Raw genomic sequence first — 15,346 nt, 5'->3', positions numbered from 1 at the left:
GCTCACTGTCTGCGACCTGGTTGGACGAACCACAGCGTATTACCCCGGTTGTTTTATTGCGGCAGGCGTCGGATACCTGCGCACTTTTTATGGGAAAGAGATGCCCTGGGCATTTAATCGGTGGTATGGCGGGGAGATTGGAAAAGGAAAGTGGGGAAATAATAAGGCTCCCGTTACGGGAGCCTTATTCACCCTATGGATTCAACTTGCCAGCTGGGCTGGCCAGCGAACAGGGTCCGGCCGGGGCTGTCCCGGATATTGGCGGCGCCGCTCGACGGCATCCGCCAGCATGGCAAGCAGGGTCTGGGTATCGTCCCAGCACAGGCAGGCATCGGTGACCGACTGGCCGTAGACCAGTTCGCTCAGAGGGGCCGGTTTCTGGCTGCCCCCCTGCAGGAAACTCTCGACCATGACGGCGGCGATGGCGTCGCTGCCTTCTGCCAGCTGACGGCAGAGCTCTCCCGCCACCCGGATCTGGTTCTTGTGCAGCTTCTGGCTGTTGCCATGGCTGCAATCCACCATCAGCCGGGGGGAGAGCCCCTGCCGTGCCAGCCGTTCGGCTGCCTCTTCCACGTCGCTCTGGTGGTAATTGGGGCGGGTGCCGCCGCGCAAAATGATGTGGCCGGCCGGGTTGCCTTCACTCTTGATCACCACCATGCCGCCCTGGCTGCCGGGGGCGGTAAACAGATGGGAGGCTTCGCTGGCCTGAATGGCATCGATGGCCACCCGGATGTTGCCGTCCGTCCCGTTCTTGAAGCCGACGGGGCAGGGCAGGGCCGAGGCCAGCTGTCGGTGAACTTGCGACTCGGTGGTGCGGGCACCGATCGCCCCCCAGCTGATGAGATCGGCCAGGTAGAGGAAGCTGGTGGTATCGAGAAACTCGGTGGCAGTGGCCAGCCCCAGCTGGTTGATGTCGAGCAGCAGCTGGCGCGCGAGCCGCATGCCGTGGTTGATGTCGTTGCTGCCATCCAGATGGGGATCGAACACCAGCCCCTTCCAGCCCACAGTGGTGCGGGGCTTCTCGAAATAGGTGCGCATCACTATCTGCAGCCGATCCTGATAGGCGTGGGCCAGCGAGGCCAGCCGTCTGGCGTAGTCGAGGGCGGCGAGGGGATCGTGGATGGAGCAGGGGCCAATCACCACCAGCAGGCGATCGTCCTCTCCTGCCAGGATCCGGCGAGCCTGCTGGCGGTGCTGGTCGATCCGGGTCGCCAGCTCGGCGGGACAGGGATGAAGTGCCAACAGGTCGGCAGGAGTGGGGAGTGCCTCCACCGCGAAGGCGCGCATTACCGAGTTTAAAACTGCCATCTGGATTACCTTGCTGTGCATAGGAGTGAGTGACGTGCACTCCACACCGGAACCCGGACGGGAGCTGCAATGGGGCGTCATCACCTGTTATTGTTGAGAGTGATTATCATTATCTTGTTGTCGACCGCAAATGCAAGCACAACCGAGTGGCACACCAGAATGGGGGGAGAGCGCCGGCGGGTAAGGCCGCTCCAATGGCAATCAAGCCCATGACCGGCAGGCCATGGGCTTGATATTTCAGGACAAAATCAGCTGGTTTAGCTGTCCATCACGTCGTGACGGGCATGGTGATAGGCCTCTTCATCCTTGCCGTGGCGCCAGTAGGGCACGGCGTAGACCCGAGTGCGATCCACCTCGAGCGTGCGCCGTACGTGGCGGCGCATGGGGACCACCAAGCCCTCTTCCCCGCCAAACCAGAAGTAGCTCTGTTGCTCCTCCAGCGGCAGGGCGGTGAAGTACTCTACCAGCGGCGCCGTCTGCTCGGGGGTGCCGACAAACCAGCGCAGGCTTACCCCGGCGGGCAGCGACAGATCCTGCACATCTTCCTGATAGGGCACCAGCAGGGCGATGTGGCCGCGGGCATCGGCGGGCATCACCTCAATCATGGCGCTGATGGCGGGCAGGGCGGTGAGATCCCCCACCATGTAGTAGTAACTGGCCGGTTGCAGCATGGGATCCGGGCCACCCGGGCCCGAGATGGCCAGCAGATCGCCGGGCTTGGCCTGGCTGGCGAAACGGCTGGCGGGGCCGCCATCATCGTGCAGGGCGAAGTCGATATCCAGCTCCAGCGCCTCGCGGCGAAACGCGCGAATGGTGAAGGTGCGCATGATGGGACGCTGGCTCGGGTCTTCCCAGCGCGGCCCCTGCGGGGTGGGCGTGGGCAGCACGGCATGGGCCTGGCCCGGCTGGGGCAGCATGATCTTGATATGGGCGCCGCCACAGGTGAAGGGGTAGTCAGCGAGCTCCGGGCTGGTCAGGCAGATCCGGCGCAGGTGCGGGCTCACATCCTGAATGTGCTTGACCGTGAGCAGGCGGGGGCGGTTGACCGGGGCGGACTGGGACATGGGCATACTCCTGACTGATAATGGCGCCCATTCTTCATTAAATGAAAATTATTATCAATTGGTTTGTGTGACAGAGTCAGAGAGGGGAAAGCGAAGGGAAGTTCAGTGGCGTGCAGAAAAATAGCCCCCCCTCGCCATGGGGCGAGGGGGGGCTCTGGCTCAGGGGCGATCGCTGCCCCCCAGCGCCTTGTAGATCCTGGCCATGGTGTTGAGCTGCTCCTTCTGCTGGCCGAGCAGGGCGAGCTCGGCGTCCCACAGCCGGTTCTGTTCATCCAGCCAGGGTTGTACCCCGGTGGCGCCGGCCTGGTAGCGGGCTCTCGCCAGCCGCTCCGCCTCTTTGGCAAAGTCCAGCTGCTCGGCCAGGTAGCTCAGGCGCTGCTCGCCGTGGTGGCGGGCGGTCAGACCATCCTCCACCTCCACCAGTGCGCCATAGAGCTGCTTGCGAAACTCCGCTTCGGCTATCTGGTAATCGAGATTGGCGCCGGCGATGGCGAGCCGGGTCTTGTTGTACTCGAGGAAGGGCAGCGCCAACGAGGCGCCCAGGGTACCCACCGGGTTTTGCAGCACCTGGGTCAGGGTATCCGAGCTACTACTAGCGCCGCCGGTCAGCTTCAATGTGGGGTAGAGACCGGTGCGGATCTCGTCCCCCTTCGCCAGGGTCTTGCGCAGGCGCAGCTCGGCGGCGCGCACGTCGGGGCGCCGCGCCAGCACATCGGCCGGAATGCCGACCGCCAGGGTGGGGATGGCGGCCGTCGGCAGCGCCTTGGGCTCGAATGCCAGCGGACCGTTGCTGCGACCGAGCAACAGGCGCAGGGCGTTGCGGGCCTGCTCCTGCTGCATCAGGAGCGAGCTGAGCTCCGCCTGCTTGCCGGCCTTCTGCTGGCTGGCCTGCACCAGATCGAGCCGGGTCACGGCGCCGGCCCGGTACTTGGCCTGGGTCAGCTGCTCGGCGCGCTCATAGTTGGCGAGCTGCTGCTGGCCCAGGGAAATGGCCGAGCCGAGGTAGGCCAGCTGCCAATATTGCTCGAGCGCCTTGCCGATCAGCATCAGGCGGGTGGCGGCCAGATCCTGGGCGGACGCCTCGGCCTCCCAGCTCGCCTGATCCCGCACCGAGGCGAGCCGGCCCCACAGATCCACCTCGTAGCCGAGGGTCAGGGAGGGGCCCATGCTGCCTTCACTCTTGCCGCTCTTCAGATTCTTGGTGCCATTGCCGCCGAGGCTGGCATCGACCGAGGGGGTCAGGTTGGTGTCGGCCAGATCGGCACTGAGCAGAGCGCTGCGCAGGCGCAGGCCGGCGACCTGCATGTCCGGGTTGGCAGCCAGCACGGCCTCGATCAGCCGATTGAGCTCGGGATCGTGGAAGCCCTGCCACCAGGGGCCGGCCAGCTGGCGGGTGAGACCGTCCTCCGGCTGCTGCCAGTGGTCGGCCAATGCCAGCTCCTGCCGCTGATAGCTGCTCTGCTGGCTGCAGGCGCCGAGGCCGAGCGCCAGGGTGAGGCAGAGCCCCAGTTTGGATAAGTGGTACATCGTCATTCCCTCGCCAGCGCCTCGACCGGATCGAGCCGGGCGGCATTGCGGGCGGGCAGATAGCCAAACAGGATCCCGATGAGCGAGGAACAGCCAAACGCCATCAGGATGGAAAAGAGCGAGAAGTGCATCTGGATGCTCTCCACGAACAGGGAGAAGAGCAGGCCGATGAAGAGGGAGACCCCCACCCCGAGCATGCCCCCCAGCAGGCTCACCATCACCGCTTCGATCAGAAACTGCTGCAGTATGTCCGACTGGCGGGCACCGACCGCGATGCGGATGCCGATCTCGCGGGTGCGCTCCACCACCGACACCAGCATGATGTTCATCACCCCGACGCCGCCGACGATGAGGGAGATCACCGCGATGGCGGAGACCAGCAGGGTCATGGTGGCGGTGGTCTTCTCCACCGACTTGATGATGCTGTCGCTGCTGAAGGTGAAGAAGTCCTTCACCCCGTGGCGCTGGGTCAGCAGCTCGATGGCGGCCTGTTCGGCCAGCGCCGGTTGCACCCCGTCCTTGACCCGGATGGTGAGCTGGCTGAAGTGGTTCTGGGAGATGAGGCGGCTCATCACGGCGCTGTAGGGCAGCCAGACGTTCACCGACTGGCCGCTGCGGCCAAACCCGGTCTCCTCTTCCACCACGCCGACGATGCGCACCGGCAGGGTGCCGACCAGCACCACCTGGCCGACGGGATCCTGTTTGCCGAGCAGGCTCTCTATGGTCTTGCCGTCCACCACCGCCACCGCGGTCCGGTTCTGGATGTCGCGTTCGTCAAACAGCCGGCCGTTGGTGAGCTTCATCCCCTTGACCCGGAAGAAGTCGCTGCCGACCCCGACTATGCTGCCGCTGTTGGTCTTGTTGCGATAGCGCAGCTGGCCGGAGGCGGCGATCTGGGGGCTGGCCCCTTCCAGGTAGGGCTGGCCGAGCAGGGCGTCGAGATCCCGCTTGTTGAGGGTCTGGATGCTGGCGGCCTTCTCGTCCCCCCAATCCTTGCCGGGGAAGATGTCGATGGTATTGGTGCCCATGGCATTGATCTGGTCGATCACCTTGGCACGGGCCCCCTGGCCGAGCGCCACCACGCTCACCACGGCGGCGATGCCGATGATGATGCCGAGCATGGTGAGGAAGGTGCGCATGCGGTGGGCCAGCATGGCGTGCAGCGCCATGCGTGCCGCTTCCCGGTAGCGATCCCAGTCGTGGCCTGCCCCTTCCTTGCCGGCGGGGGCGGCGGTCGGGGTCACGGGGGCGGCGGCCGGTTTGCGGCCGCTGTCTTCCTGCACCCGGCCATCCTTGAGAGTGATGATCCGGTCGGCGTGGCTGGCCACCTCCATGTCGTGGGTCACCAGGATGATGGTGTGGCCCTGGGCGTGCAGCTCCTTGAGGATGGCCATCACCTCCTTGCCGCTCTGGCTGTCGAGGGCCCCGGTGGGTTCGTCCGCCAGGATCACCTCGCCGCCGTTGGCCAGCGCCCGGGCGATACTGACCCGCTGCTGCTGGCCGCCGGAGAGCTGGCTCGGGGTGTGATGGCTGCGCTCACTGAGCCCCAGTCGCGCCAGCAGTGCCTGCGAGCGGGCCTGGCGCTCGGCTCGCGGTGTGCCGGCGTAGACGGCCGGGATCTCCACGTTGGCGGCGGCATTGAGGTGCGGCAAGAGGTGGTAGCGCTGAAAGATGAAGCCGAAGTGGTGGCAGCGCAGCCTGGCGAGGGAGAGGGCGTCCAGGGTGGCGGTGTCCTGGCCGCGGAACAGGTACTGGCCGCTGCTCGGCCGATCGAGGCAGCCGAGCAGGTTCATCAGGGTCGACTTGCCGGAGCCGGAGGCGCCGACGATGGCGATCATCTCTCCCGCCTCGATGGCGAGATCGAGGGGATGGAGCACGGTCACTTCCTGCTCTCCACTCTGGTAGCGCCGCTCGATCCCCTTGAGCTGGATCAGAGGCTCGCTCACAGCATGATCTCCACGTCATTGCCGCTGACCGGCGAACCCTGGTTCAGGGTGACCTTCTCCTGTTCGCTCAGACCGCTGACCACCTCCACCTTGATGTCATCCTTCATGCCGGTCTTGATGCGGCGAGTCTCCTTCTGGTCATCCTCCTTGAGCAGGGTGACCTCGTACTCGTTCTCCCCGAGCTTCTTGCCAAGGGCGGTCTGCGGAATGGTCAGCACCTGCTTGCGCTCGCCGAGCACTATGGTGACCTGGGTGGTCATGGCGACCCGCAGGGTGTGATCCGGGTTGGGCACGTCGAACAGGGCGTAGTAGTAGACGGCGGCGTTGTTGGTGGCCGTGGTGCTGGTGGCCTGCTCATTGATGTTGGTGGGGGCCAGCTCGACGGTGCGCAGGGTGCCGTGGTAGCGGGTGTCCGGATCCCCCATCAGGGTGAAATAGACCGGCATGCCGGCCTTGACCCGGGTGACGTCCGCTTCGGAGATCTGCGCCTTGACCGTCATGGTCTCCAGGTTGGCGAGCTTGAGCAGGGTCGGCACCGTCTGGCTGGCGGCCAGGGTCTGCCCCTGGCGGGTCACTATGCTGACGACGGTACCATCCATGGGCGCCTGAATGCGGTTGTAGCCGAGCTCCGTCTTGGCTCGCTCCACCTTGATCTGGGCATTGTCGACTTCAGCCAATGCCCCCTGCAGCTCGGCTCTGGTCACGGCCAGCTGGGCTTCGGCGCTCTCCAGATCGGCGCGCGAGCTCGCCTCCTGCCTGAACATCTGCTGCTGACGACGCCAGCTCAGCTCGTTTTGCTTGAGCTGGGCCTGCTTGATCTTGAGCTGGGCGCGGCGGCTGGCGAGATCCGCCTCGGCGGTCTTGAGGTTGTTCTGGGCGATCAGCGGATCGATCTCGGCCAGCAGGTCTCCCTGCTTGACCTTCTGACCTGCCTCTACCGCCAGATAGGTGACCTGGCCCGAGACCTGGGCACCGACGTCTACCTGCTCGATGGCCTGCAACACACCGCTGGCCAGTACGGTCTGCTCTACGTCCTGGCGGGTCACCTCGGCGGTCAGTACCGGCTCGGGTGCCTTGCTCGGCCAGGCCAACCAGCCGATGGCGAGCACGGGCACAAGGGCGAGCAGGGCAATTTTTCTCTGCTTGGTAGTGATGTTCATTTTTCACCTGAAAGAAGCGAACGAAGGCGTGCAAGGGCAACATCCTGCAGCAAACGAGGCTCAAAAAACAGTGATGAATATGTAAGAAAACATGTAGATAGTCTTGTCACTAGCGTGCCCTGGCCGGGCTTCCTGGCGAGCAGACGGGGTAGGGGGCAGCGGGCGAAAAAGCCCGCTGCGGGAGGTCATTCGGGTACCCGGCCTGAGTCGGCGGGGGCCGGTCGTCAGCCGACGGCCTTGAGTTGTTTGGCGTAGGGCTCGTGGCAGATCTGGATGTCGAGCGGCAGCTTGTAGATAAGCAGGCGGGCCAGGGAGCCCTCCATCCAGTGGTGGCGACTGCCGACCAGCAGCAGATCCATCGGGTGAGTGGCCAGCCAGCGTTTCAGGTCAGGCACCACGTCATCGACCACCAGGCACTGGTAATCCACCGGGTGTTGCAGGGTGGTGATGAGCTCGCTGATGATGGCCTTAGCGTCCAGCGTACCCTGGGCGCTGCGCTCCTCTTCCGACAGCGACAGGCTGTTGCGGCGCATCTTGCTGCTGTGGGTCAGGTGCAGCAGGGTGAGCTCGCCCCCCATTCCTTGTGCCAATTGGCTCGCTTTGGCCAGCGTCTCCTGCTCGTAATCCTTGCCTTCCAGCAACAGCACGATATTGGTTGAGGTCATAAGCAGTTCTCCCTTGGCATGGTGCGGGCCACCAGGGACAAACGGCCTGTCCCATATCACTGTGTACCCGCTATGTGTCGCATAGCACGAACCTGTCCCTGTGGCTGCAGGCGTCAGCGGGTGTCGGTGAGGCAGCGCCAGGGCATGTTCGTTTACATCATCATAACAGACTGAGTTGAATGGAAAATGAAGGAAAAGCGGGGCTGGGTGGGCAAATGACGTGCGAGCCGTCAAAAGTGTGAGCAAAGCAGGGATTGGCCCCTCTCTGGAGCCATGCCGGAGGGTGTTGGCTGGCAGACGACAAGATAACAAGAGAGTGGGTGGGACGGGTGAGCAGAGCGGCGAGTCCGGCGTGAAGCGGGGCTCGCCGGGTCAGCGTCAGAGTGGCTTGCCTGCCAGATAGCTCGTCAGCCAGGGCAGCCCCTCTTTCTTGCGACTGACGGCGCCGATCAGCTGGATGGGGTGGGCGGGCAGGATGCCGTTGCTGGCGAAATGGAGCTGGCTGCCCCCCTGAGCCAGGTCGGTCAGCATCAGGACATAGGCATCCAGCCCATCCTCTGCCAGCCGCAGTTGCATGGCCTGTTCCAGCTCCGCCTGCCGGCTGTGCAGCTGACCCGGATCCATCACGCAGATCTGGCTGACATAGAGCTGGTAACCGGCGATCCGGTACGCCTTCTCGTCGGCGGCGAGCAGCTCGGCCATGGGGGCGTCACCGAGCTGGGTGCGGCGCTCCAGCAGGGTCTGGGCAAATGGCTCCAGCGCCAGATCCGCCAGCGGCAGCAGGGCATGGACGGCGGCGCGATCGCGCGCCGTGGTGGTGGGCGAGGTGAGGCTGAAGGTATCGCTGATGATGGCCCCCAGCAGCAGGCGAGCCTGGGCGCGGGAGAGGGTATGGTAACCCATCAGCTCCAGCAGCACGGTGGCGCTGCAACCCACGGCCCGGATCCAGGCATCGAGCGGCCCACGGGTAATGAGGGTGCCGATGCGGTGGTGGTCGATGAGGCCCTGCACGTCGGCCTCTGCCAGTCCATCCGGCCCCTGCTCCAGCTCGCTGAAATCCACCAGGAACACCTCTTTGTTGGCCACGCTGCCCTGCAGCAGGGGCGGGGCGGCGACGCCGGCGGTTTCCAGAATGAAGCGGGTCTCGGCGATGGGCTCACCGAGGGCATAGGCCTGGGCCGCCCGACCCTGACGATTGAGCCAGTCGGCAGCCACCAGAGCGGTACAGATACTGTCGCTGTCGGGATTCTTGTGACCAAACACGTGGAGCATGGTGCCATTCCTGCGGTTGATGACGTACCTGAGGCAAGATCAGGTATGCGGGGCAAATGGGAAAACAGGGGGCTTGCCCTGCTCTGGATTCACTCTATGCGCCGTCCCCACTGATGGCAACCGGCGCAGGCCGCTCTGCGGCGGGCGAGACCCTGTTGTAAAAGGGGCGCTCACTCCTGCTGCTGAATCGCCTTGGGGCTGGGTAGGGAGGCAGACCAGGGTCGCAGATTAGGGCAGGGAGGCAAACTCGGACAGGGAGACAAGCGGAAGGAGATAGCTGTGTGGCAAGCATCGGGGGATCTCCCATGGCCGCAAGGTTCACGCTGCAAGAGGTGGATAGGGGGATGGGCAAGCAAAGAGATTAGGCCGCGTCTCGGTATGAGCGAGAGGCTATGAGGCTTCGATCCGGCCAGGCAGGCCGTGACCATTCAAACCGCCAGAAAGTGATCTCTCGGGGGGTGAGCTCTCCAGAATGCGGCAACGGCGGCATGGTGATGATGCACCCGCCGCGGCGCAGCAAACCGCCGTCACCAGCAGGCGGGGTTACGCGGGGAACCTGATCCTCAACGTGGGCCCCGCGTGCAGATGGCTGACCTTTGCCTCAGCAGGCCAGCAGTTCGCGAGCGTTGGCCAGGGTGTTGTCGGTGATCTGATCGCCCCCCAGCAGACGGGCCAGCTCGTTGAGACGGGCACTTTGATCCAGCGCCTGCATCTGGGTTTCGGTGGTCTTGCCGTCGGTGTGCTTGCTCACCACCATGTGCTGGTGCCCCTTTCCTGCGACCTGGGGTAGGTGGGTGACCACCATCACCTGGGTCGATTCCCCCAGCTGGCGCAGCAGGCGCCCTACCACGGCCGCTGTCGGGCCGCTGATCCCCACGTCCACTTCATCGAAGATCAGGGTCGGCGTCGAGATCTTGCGGGCGCTGATCACCACGATGGCGAGGCTGATACGCGACAGTTCGCCGCCGGAGGCCACCTTGCCGAGCGGCTGGATGGGCTGGCCCGGGTTGGTGGTGACCATGAACTCCACCCGGTCGATGCCGAGCGGTGACAGGCTGCTCTGGGCATCGGGGCGCACCTCAATGGCGAAGCGGCCGTCCGGCATCGCCAGCTCGTGCATGCTGGCACTCACCTTGGCGCCGAGCTCTTCGGCATAGCGTTGGCGACTCTGGCTCAGGGCCTCGGCGGCCTGCACGAAGGCCTGGCGGGCCTCGGCCAGCTCGTCTTCCATCCCCTCCAGCCGCTCTTCGTCTGAGTTGAGGCGCGCCAGATCGGCGGCCAGCTCCTGATGGTGCAGGGTCAGCTCGGCCGGTTTGACGTGGTGCTTGCGGGCCAGGTTGATGGCCTTGGAGAGGCGGCTCTCCAGCTCGTTGAAGCGCTCTGGATCCAGCTCCAGCCGGTCCAGGTAGCTGCGCAGCTCGCTGTGGCTTTCCTGCACTCCTATCAGGGCCTCGTTGAGCATGCCGAGCACGTCGCCCAGCCGGCAGTCCATGGCGACCAGCCCCTCGGCCCGATCGACGACAGTCTGCAGCAGACCGGCGATGGTGGTCTCCTCGTTGTCATAGAGCAGATCCAGACAGGCGCCGCACTCCTGCATCAGCTCGGTGCCGTTGGCCAGGCGCTGATGCTCCTCTTCAATCTCTTCAAACTCCCCCGGTTGCAGGGCAAATTCATCCAGTTCCTGTACCTGGTATTCGATGAGCTGGCGGCGGGCTTCCCGTTGCTGCTGCTCGGCCTTGAGCCGGTTGAGCTCGTTCTGCAGCTGGCGCCACTGCTGGTAGTGGCGGCGCACCTCATCGAGCAGCAGATGGTGGCCGGCGTAACCATCGAGCAGGGCGAGCTGGTAATCGGGTTTGAGCAGCATCTGGTGGGCATGCTGGCCATGGACGTTGACCAGCAGCTGGCCCAGGTTCTTGAGCTGGGTGAGGGGCACGGGCACGCCGTTGATGTAGCTGCGTGAGCGCCCCTCGGCGGAGATGACCCGCCGCACTATGCATTCCCCTTCGTTTTCCAGCTCGTTGGTGGCCAGCCAGGCGCGAGCGGCCGGGTTGCCGTCCAGCAGGAAGCGGGCGCTGACCTCGCTCTTGTCACTGTCCGGTCGCACCATGCCGGCTTCGGCACGCTCCCCCAGGCACAGGCCCAGGGCGTCGATGGCGATGGATTTGCCCGCCCCGGTCTCACCCGTGATGCAGGTCATGCCCGGTTGCAGATCGAGTTCGAGAAACTTGACGATGGCGAAGTTGTTGACGGTCAGCTGGGTCAGCATGGTCTCATCCTGTATGGGCCAACATTACTGTGTATGCATCCAGTATATACTGGTTTTCCACACAGTAAAGATGTCACCGCGGGACGGAATGCAAAACGGCCCGCGCTAGGGGCCGTTTTGTGAGAGAGATGGAGTGCAGGGCTGGGGATCAGAACAGCTTGCTGCCCCAGCCGAGCTTGTTGCGCAGCACGTGGAAGTAGCTGTAATCCAGCGGATGGACCAGATGCAGCTTGTGGCTGCTCTTCTTGATGAGGATCTCGTCCCCCGGGTGGACCGCCAGGGTCACTTGACCGTCGCAGCTCACCTGCATGGCGTCGTCCTGATTGTCCGGTGAGACCAGCAGCCGCACTTCGCTGTCGGCGTCCAGCACGATGGGGCGGCTGCTCAGGGTGTGCGGGAACATGGGCACCAGCGTGATGGCGTTGAGCTTGGGGGTGAGGATGGCGCCGCCCGCCGACAGGGAGTAGGCGGTGGAGCCGGTAGGGGTGGCCACTATGATGCCGTCCGAGCGCTGGCTGTACATGAAGCTGCCGTCGATGTAGACCTCAAACTCGATCATGTGGGCGATCTTGCCCGGGTGCAGCACCGCCTCGTTGACCGCCAGGTTGTTGGACTTGCGCTCGCCGTGGCGATAGACCGCCGCCTCCAGCAGGAAGCGATGCTCGCTCTTGTAGTGGCCGCACAGCACCTGCTCCAGCGGCAGCAGGTAATCCTGCGGCGAGAGATCGGTGAGAAAACCGAGGTTGCCCCGGTTCACCCCGATCACCGCCACGTCGAAGCGCGACAGTACCCGCGCCGCCCCCAGCATGTTGCCGTCACCACCGACCACGATGGCGAGATCCGCCTGCTGGCCCAGTTGCACCAGATCCATCACGTTCTCGTCCATGATGCCGAGGGCGTGGGCCACCCGGCTCTCTACCAGCACCCGAAAACCGCGGGTGGTCAGGTATTGATGCAGGCCGGTCAGGGTCTGGTTGGCCCCTTCGTGGTGGGGCTTGCCAATCAGGGCGATGGTTTTGAACGGAGAATCCATGGTCTGTCGGGTCTGGGATGAGTATTGGGGGGAGTATACCGCGCTTTGGGGGGGATTTGTCTGCTGCCGGCGTGTCCGCTTGCGCCATGGGGCGGGAAAACACCGTAAATTGCTTGTCGCGTCACCTCCTTGGCGATAATGGCGCCCTTTTCCCCTTGAAAGCCGGGGATCCATCCCCATAATAGCGCCAACATAGTCGGCCCGTTGCCGTCCGGTCGCGCAACCGGAGAGCGGGCCCTCATAAGTAACCCGCAATTGGAGATGTCATGAACCACGAAGAACAAAAGGTTGAAGCGATGGAGCAAGTGGAAGCCCAGCCAGTCGAGCCGACCGATGTAGACAGTGAAGTGACAGCCGAGCAGGCCCGCATTGCCGAGCTGGAGGCGCAGCTGGAAGCTGCCCAGCAAGCCTCTGCCGAAGAGCGCGAGCGCGCCATTCGTGCCGTCGCCGAGATGGAGAACCTGCGTCGTCGCGCGGCGCAGGACGTGGAGAAGGCGCACAAGTTCGCGCTGGAGAAGTTCGCCGCCGAGCTCTTGCCGGTGCTGGACAACATGGAACGCGCCATCGAGCTGGCCGACAAGGAAAACGACGCCCTCAAGCCGATGATCGAAGGGGTCGAGCTGACCCTGAAATCCATGCAGAGCGGCGTGGCCAAGTTCGGTCTGGCGGCGCTGGATCCGACCAACCAGCCGTTTGACCCCAACGCCCATCAGGCGATGAGCATGGTGCCGAGTGCCGACGTGGCGCCGAACACCGTCATCGCCGTGATGCAGAAAGGCTACGAGCTGAACGGTCGCGTGATCCGTCCGGCCATGGTCATGGTATCCAAGGCCGTCGACTGAGTCGGTGCTTGATGCCCAGGCCCGCCGCTTGGCGGGCTTTTTGTTGTGTATCCCTGCGGTGCGTCATGGCCCGGCCATGACAAAAGGTGGGGTTTTTGCAGGGCGGGGCTTGAAGTGGCCACTTGCGACCCCATATAGGATGCAAGGCCACGGCGGCACAAAAAATTTGATGCCGGGAGCTTGAAAGCCAGATTGGCAGGCCCCACCTAGCCGTTAACGCATTAAGGCGAGCCCCTCGCCAGTTTATTCAAAGTATTTGGAGATTCGTCAAATGGGTAAAATCATCGGTATTGACCTGGGTACTACCAACTCCTGCGTCGCTATTCTGGATGGCGACCATGCTCGCGTGATCGAGAACGCGGAAGGCGACCGTACTACTCCGTCCATCATTGCCTATGCCGATGACGGCGAAATCCTGGTTGGTCAGCCGGCCAAGCGTCAGGCCATCACCAACCCGAAGAACACGCTGTTCGCCATCAAGCGTCTGATCGGCCGTCGTTTCGAAGATGACGAAGTACAACGTGACCTGAAAATCATGCCGTACGCCATCGCCAAGGCCGACAACGGCGACGCCTGGGTCGAGGTGAAAGGCAAGAAAATGGCACCGCCGCAGATCTCTGCCGAAGTGCTGAAAAAGATGAAGAAGACCGCCGAAGACTACCTGGGCGAGCCGGTCACCGAAGCCGTCATCACTGTACCGGCCTACTTCAATGACGCCCAGCGTCAGGCTACCAAGGATGCCGGTCGCATCGCCGGTCTGGATGTAAAACGCATCATCAACGAACCGACTGCAGCGGCTTTCGCCTACGGCGTCAACAAGGTCAAGGGCGAGCGCAAGGTTGCCGTCTATGACCTGGGTGGCGGTACCTTCGACATCTCCATCATCGAGATCGACGAAGTGGAAGGCGAAACCACCTTCGAAGTACTGGCGACCAACGGTAACACCCACCTGGGTGGTGAAGACTTCGACAACCGCGTCATCAACTATCTGGTAGACGAGTTCAAGCGTGAGCAGGGCATCGACCTGCGCAACGACCAGCTGGCCCTGCAGCGTCTGAAAGATGCCGCCGAGAAAGCCAAGATCGAGCTCTCTTCCGCCCAGCAGACCGACGTCAACCTGCCGTACATCACTGCCGATGCCACCGGTCCGAAGCACATGAACATCAAGGTGACCCGCGCCAAGCTGGAATCCCTGGTGGAAGACATGGTGAAGGACTCTCTGGAGCCGGTTCGCGTCGCCCTGAAAGACTCCGGTCTGGCGGTTGGCGAGATCGACGACGTCATCCTGGTGGGTGGTCAGACCCGTATGCCGCTGGTTCAGAAGACAGTTGCCGAGTTCTTCGGCAAAGAGCCGCGCAAAGACGTCAACCCGGACGAAGCCGTGGCCATGGGTGCAGCCATCCAGGGTGCCGTTCTGTCCGGTGACAAGACTGACGTACTGCTGCTGGACGTTACCCCGCTCTCTCTGGGTATCGAAACCATGGGCAGCGTGATGACTGCGCTTATCGAGAAGAACACCACCATTCCGACCAAGAAGTCCCAGGTGTTCTCCACTGCCGAAGACAACCAGTCTGCCGTGACCATTCACGTGCTGCAGGGTGAGCGCAAGCGCGCCAGCGACAACAAGTCCCTGGGCCAGTTCAACCTGGAAGGCATCCGTCCGGCACCGCGCGGTCTGCCGCAGATCGAAGTGACCTTCGACATCGACGCCAACGGCATCCTGCACGTCTCCGCCAAAGACAAGGAGACCAACAAGGAGCAGAAGATCACCATCCAGGCCTCCTCTGGTCTGTCTGATGACGAGATCGAGCGCATGGTACGTGAAGCCGAAGCCAACGCGGCCGAGGACAAGAAGTTCGAAGAGCTGGTGCAGGCCCGCAACCAGGCTGATGGTCTGGTCCACTCCGTGCGCAAGCAGGTTACCGAAGCCGGTGAAGCTCTGCCTGCCGACGACAAGACCAAGGTCGAAGCTGCACTGAGCGAGCTGGAAACCGCCATCAAGGGCGACGACAAGGCCGTTATCGAGGCCAAGCAGCAGGCACTGCTGGAAGCGTCCCAGAAGCTGATGGAGATTGCCCAGCAGCAGGCTCAGGCGCAAGGCGCCGCCGGTGCTGACGCCGGTCAGTCCTCCTCTTCCGCCAAGGCTGACGACGACGTGGTCGACGCCGAGTTCGAAGAAGTGAAAGACGACAAGAAATAAGCCCGACCCAGATGGGCGAAGTCCGCTTCGCCCATCGGCTTGATTCTATGAATTTACGGGCGT

At 63.6% G+C, this 15,346-nt stretch carries 11 protein-coding genes; 2 read left to right on the top strand and 9 right to left on the bottom strand.

Annotated features, from left to right (window positions below):
• Positions 1-201: 201 nt before the first annotated feature.
• From I6L33_RS19490 to nadK, 9 genes are all read right to left on the bottom strand, one after another.
• On the bottom strand, positions 202-1,308 hold the full coding sequence (locus tag I6L33_RS19490; protein WP_026141467.1) for a 3-deoxy-7-phosphoheptulonate synthase: 1,107 nt from the start codon (positions 1,306-1,308) through the stop codon (positions 202-204).
• A 257-nt stretch (positions 1,309-1,565) separates the two neighbouring features.
• On the bottom strand, positions 1,566-2,372 hold the full coding sequence (locus tag I6L33_RS19485) for a siderophore-interacting protein (protein ID WP_017780719.1): 807 nt from the start codon (positions 2,370-2,372) through the stop codon (positions 1,566-1,568).
• Positions 2,373-2,531: 159 nt separating this feature from the next.
• Positions 2,532-3,905 carry an efflux transporter outer membrane subunit gene (locus tag I6L33_RS19480; protein ID WP_216973157.1) on the bottom strand — a complete coding sequence of 458 codons (1,374 nt, stop codon included), beginning with the start codon at positions 3,903-3,905 and terminating at the stop codon, positions 2,532-2,534.
• The gene (locus tag I6L33_RS19475) at positions 3,902-5,845 is read right to left on the bottom strand and encodes a MacB family efflux pump subunit (RefSeq protein WP_117402802.1); all 1,944 of its coding nucleotides are present in this window, start codon (positions 5,843-5,845) and stop codon (positions 3,902-3,904) included. The genes I6L33_RS19480 and I6L33_RS19475 overlap by 4 nt, the downstream gene beginning before the upstream one ends.
• Complete coding sequence (gene macA, locus I6L33_RS19470; RefSeq protein ID WP_019840184.1) at positions 5,842-7,005, bottom strand: macrolide transporter subunit MacA; 1,164 nt, start codon at positions 7,003-7,005, stop codon at positions 5,842-5,844. Before macA ends, I6L33_RS19475 begins: the two co-directional genes overlap by 4 nt.
• Positions 7,006-7,229: 224 nt before the next feature.
• Positions 7,230-7,670, bottom strand: a complete 441-nt coding sequence (locus I6L33_RS19465; protein ID WP_095592330.1) for a universal stress protein — start codon at positions 7,668-7,670, stop codon at positions 7,230-7,232.
• Positions 7,671-8,048: 378 nt separating this feature from the next.
• Positions 8,049-8,942 (bottom strand): DHHA2 domain-containing protein, encoded by an 894-nt coding sequence (locus I6L33_RS19460; protein WP_211052276.1) that lies wholly within the window; start codon positions 8,940-8,942, stop codon positions 8,049-8,051.
• A 601-nt stretch (positions 8,943-9,543) separates the two neighbouring features.
• Entirely contained in the window at positions 9,544-11,208 is a 1,665-nt protein-coding gene (gene recN, locus I6L33_RS19455) for a DNA repair protein RecN (protein WP_211052274.1), read from the bottom strand.
• Positions 11,209-11,356: 148 nt separating this feature from the next.
• Positions 11,357-12,241 carry an NAD(+) kinase gene (gene nadK / locus I6L33_RS19450; RefSeq protein ID WP_005303013.1) on the bottom strand — a complete coding sequence of 295 codons (885 nt, stop codon included), beginning with the start codon at positions 12,239-12,241 and terminating at the stop codon, positions 11,357-11,359.
• A 266-nt stretch (positions 12,242-12,507) separates the two neighbouring features.
• On the opposite strand from nadK, the gene grpE reads away from it, so the two are divergent.
• Positions 12,508-13,083: a nucleotide exchange factor GrpE gene (grpE, locus tag I6L33_RS19445; protein WP_005303011.1), complete on the top strand. Its 576-nt coding sequence runs from the start codon at positions 12,508-12,510 to the stop codon at positions 13,081-13,083.
• A 271-nt stretch (positions 13,084-13,354) separates the two neighbouring features.
• Positions 13,355-15,283, top strand: coding sequence for a molecular chaperone DnaK (gene dnaK / locus I6L33_RS19440; protein ID WP_005303009.1), 1,929 nt, complete (start codon positions 13,355-13,357; stop codon positions 15,281-15,283).
• The last annotated feature ends 63 nt before the right edge of the window (positions 15,284-15,346 follow it).

Source organism: Aeromonas sp. FDAARGOS 1403, assembly GCF_019047325.1.
Taxonomy (GTDB): Bacteria; Pseudomonadota; Gammaproteobacteria; order Enterobacterales; family Aeromonadaceae; genus Aeromonas; species Aeromonas dhakensis.
This window is presented reverse-complemented; position numbering and strand designations above follow the sequence as displayed.

Coding starts and splice junctions, on each gene's coding strand:
- I6L33_RS19490 (WP_026141467.1), bottom strand. CDS start 1,308: ATGGCAGTTTTAAACTCGGTAATGCGCGCCTTCGCGGTGGAGGCACTC.
- recN (WP_211052274.1), bottom strand. CDS start 11,208: ATGCTGACCCAGCTGACCGTCAACAACTTCGCCATCGTCAAGTTTCTC.
- I6L33_RS19485 (WP_017780719.1), bottom strand. CDS start 2,372: ATGTCCCAGTCCGCCCCGGTCAACCGCCCCCGCCTGCTCACGGTCAAG.
- I6L33_RS19480 (WP_216973157.1), bottom strand. CDS start 3,905: ATGACGATGTACCACTTATCCAAACTGGGGCTCTGCCTCACCCTGGCG.
- I6L33_RS19465 (WP_095592330.1), bottom strand. CDS start 7,670: ATGACCTCAACCAATATCGTGCTGTTGCTGGAAGGCAAGGATTACGAG.
- macA (WP_019840184.1), bottom strand. CDS start 7,005: ATGAACATCACTACCAAGCAGAGAAAAATTGCCCTGCTCGCCCTTGTG.
- grpE (WP_005303011.1), top strand. CDS start 12,508: ATGAACCACGAAGAACAAAAGGTTGAAGCGATGGAGCAAGTGGAAGCC.
- dnaK (WP_005303009.1), top strand. CDS start 13,355: ATGGGTAAAATCATCGGTATTGACCTGGGTACTACCAACTCCTGCGTC.
- nadK (WP_005303013.1), bottom strand. CDS start 12,241: ATGGATTCTCCGTTCAAAACCATCGCCCTGATTGGCAAGCCCCACCAC.
- I6L33_RS19460 (WP_211052276.1), bottom strand. CDS start 8,942: ATGCTCCACGTGTTTGGTCACAAGAATCCCGACAGCGACAGTATCTGT.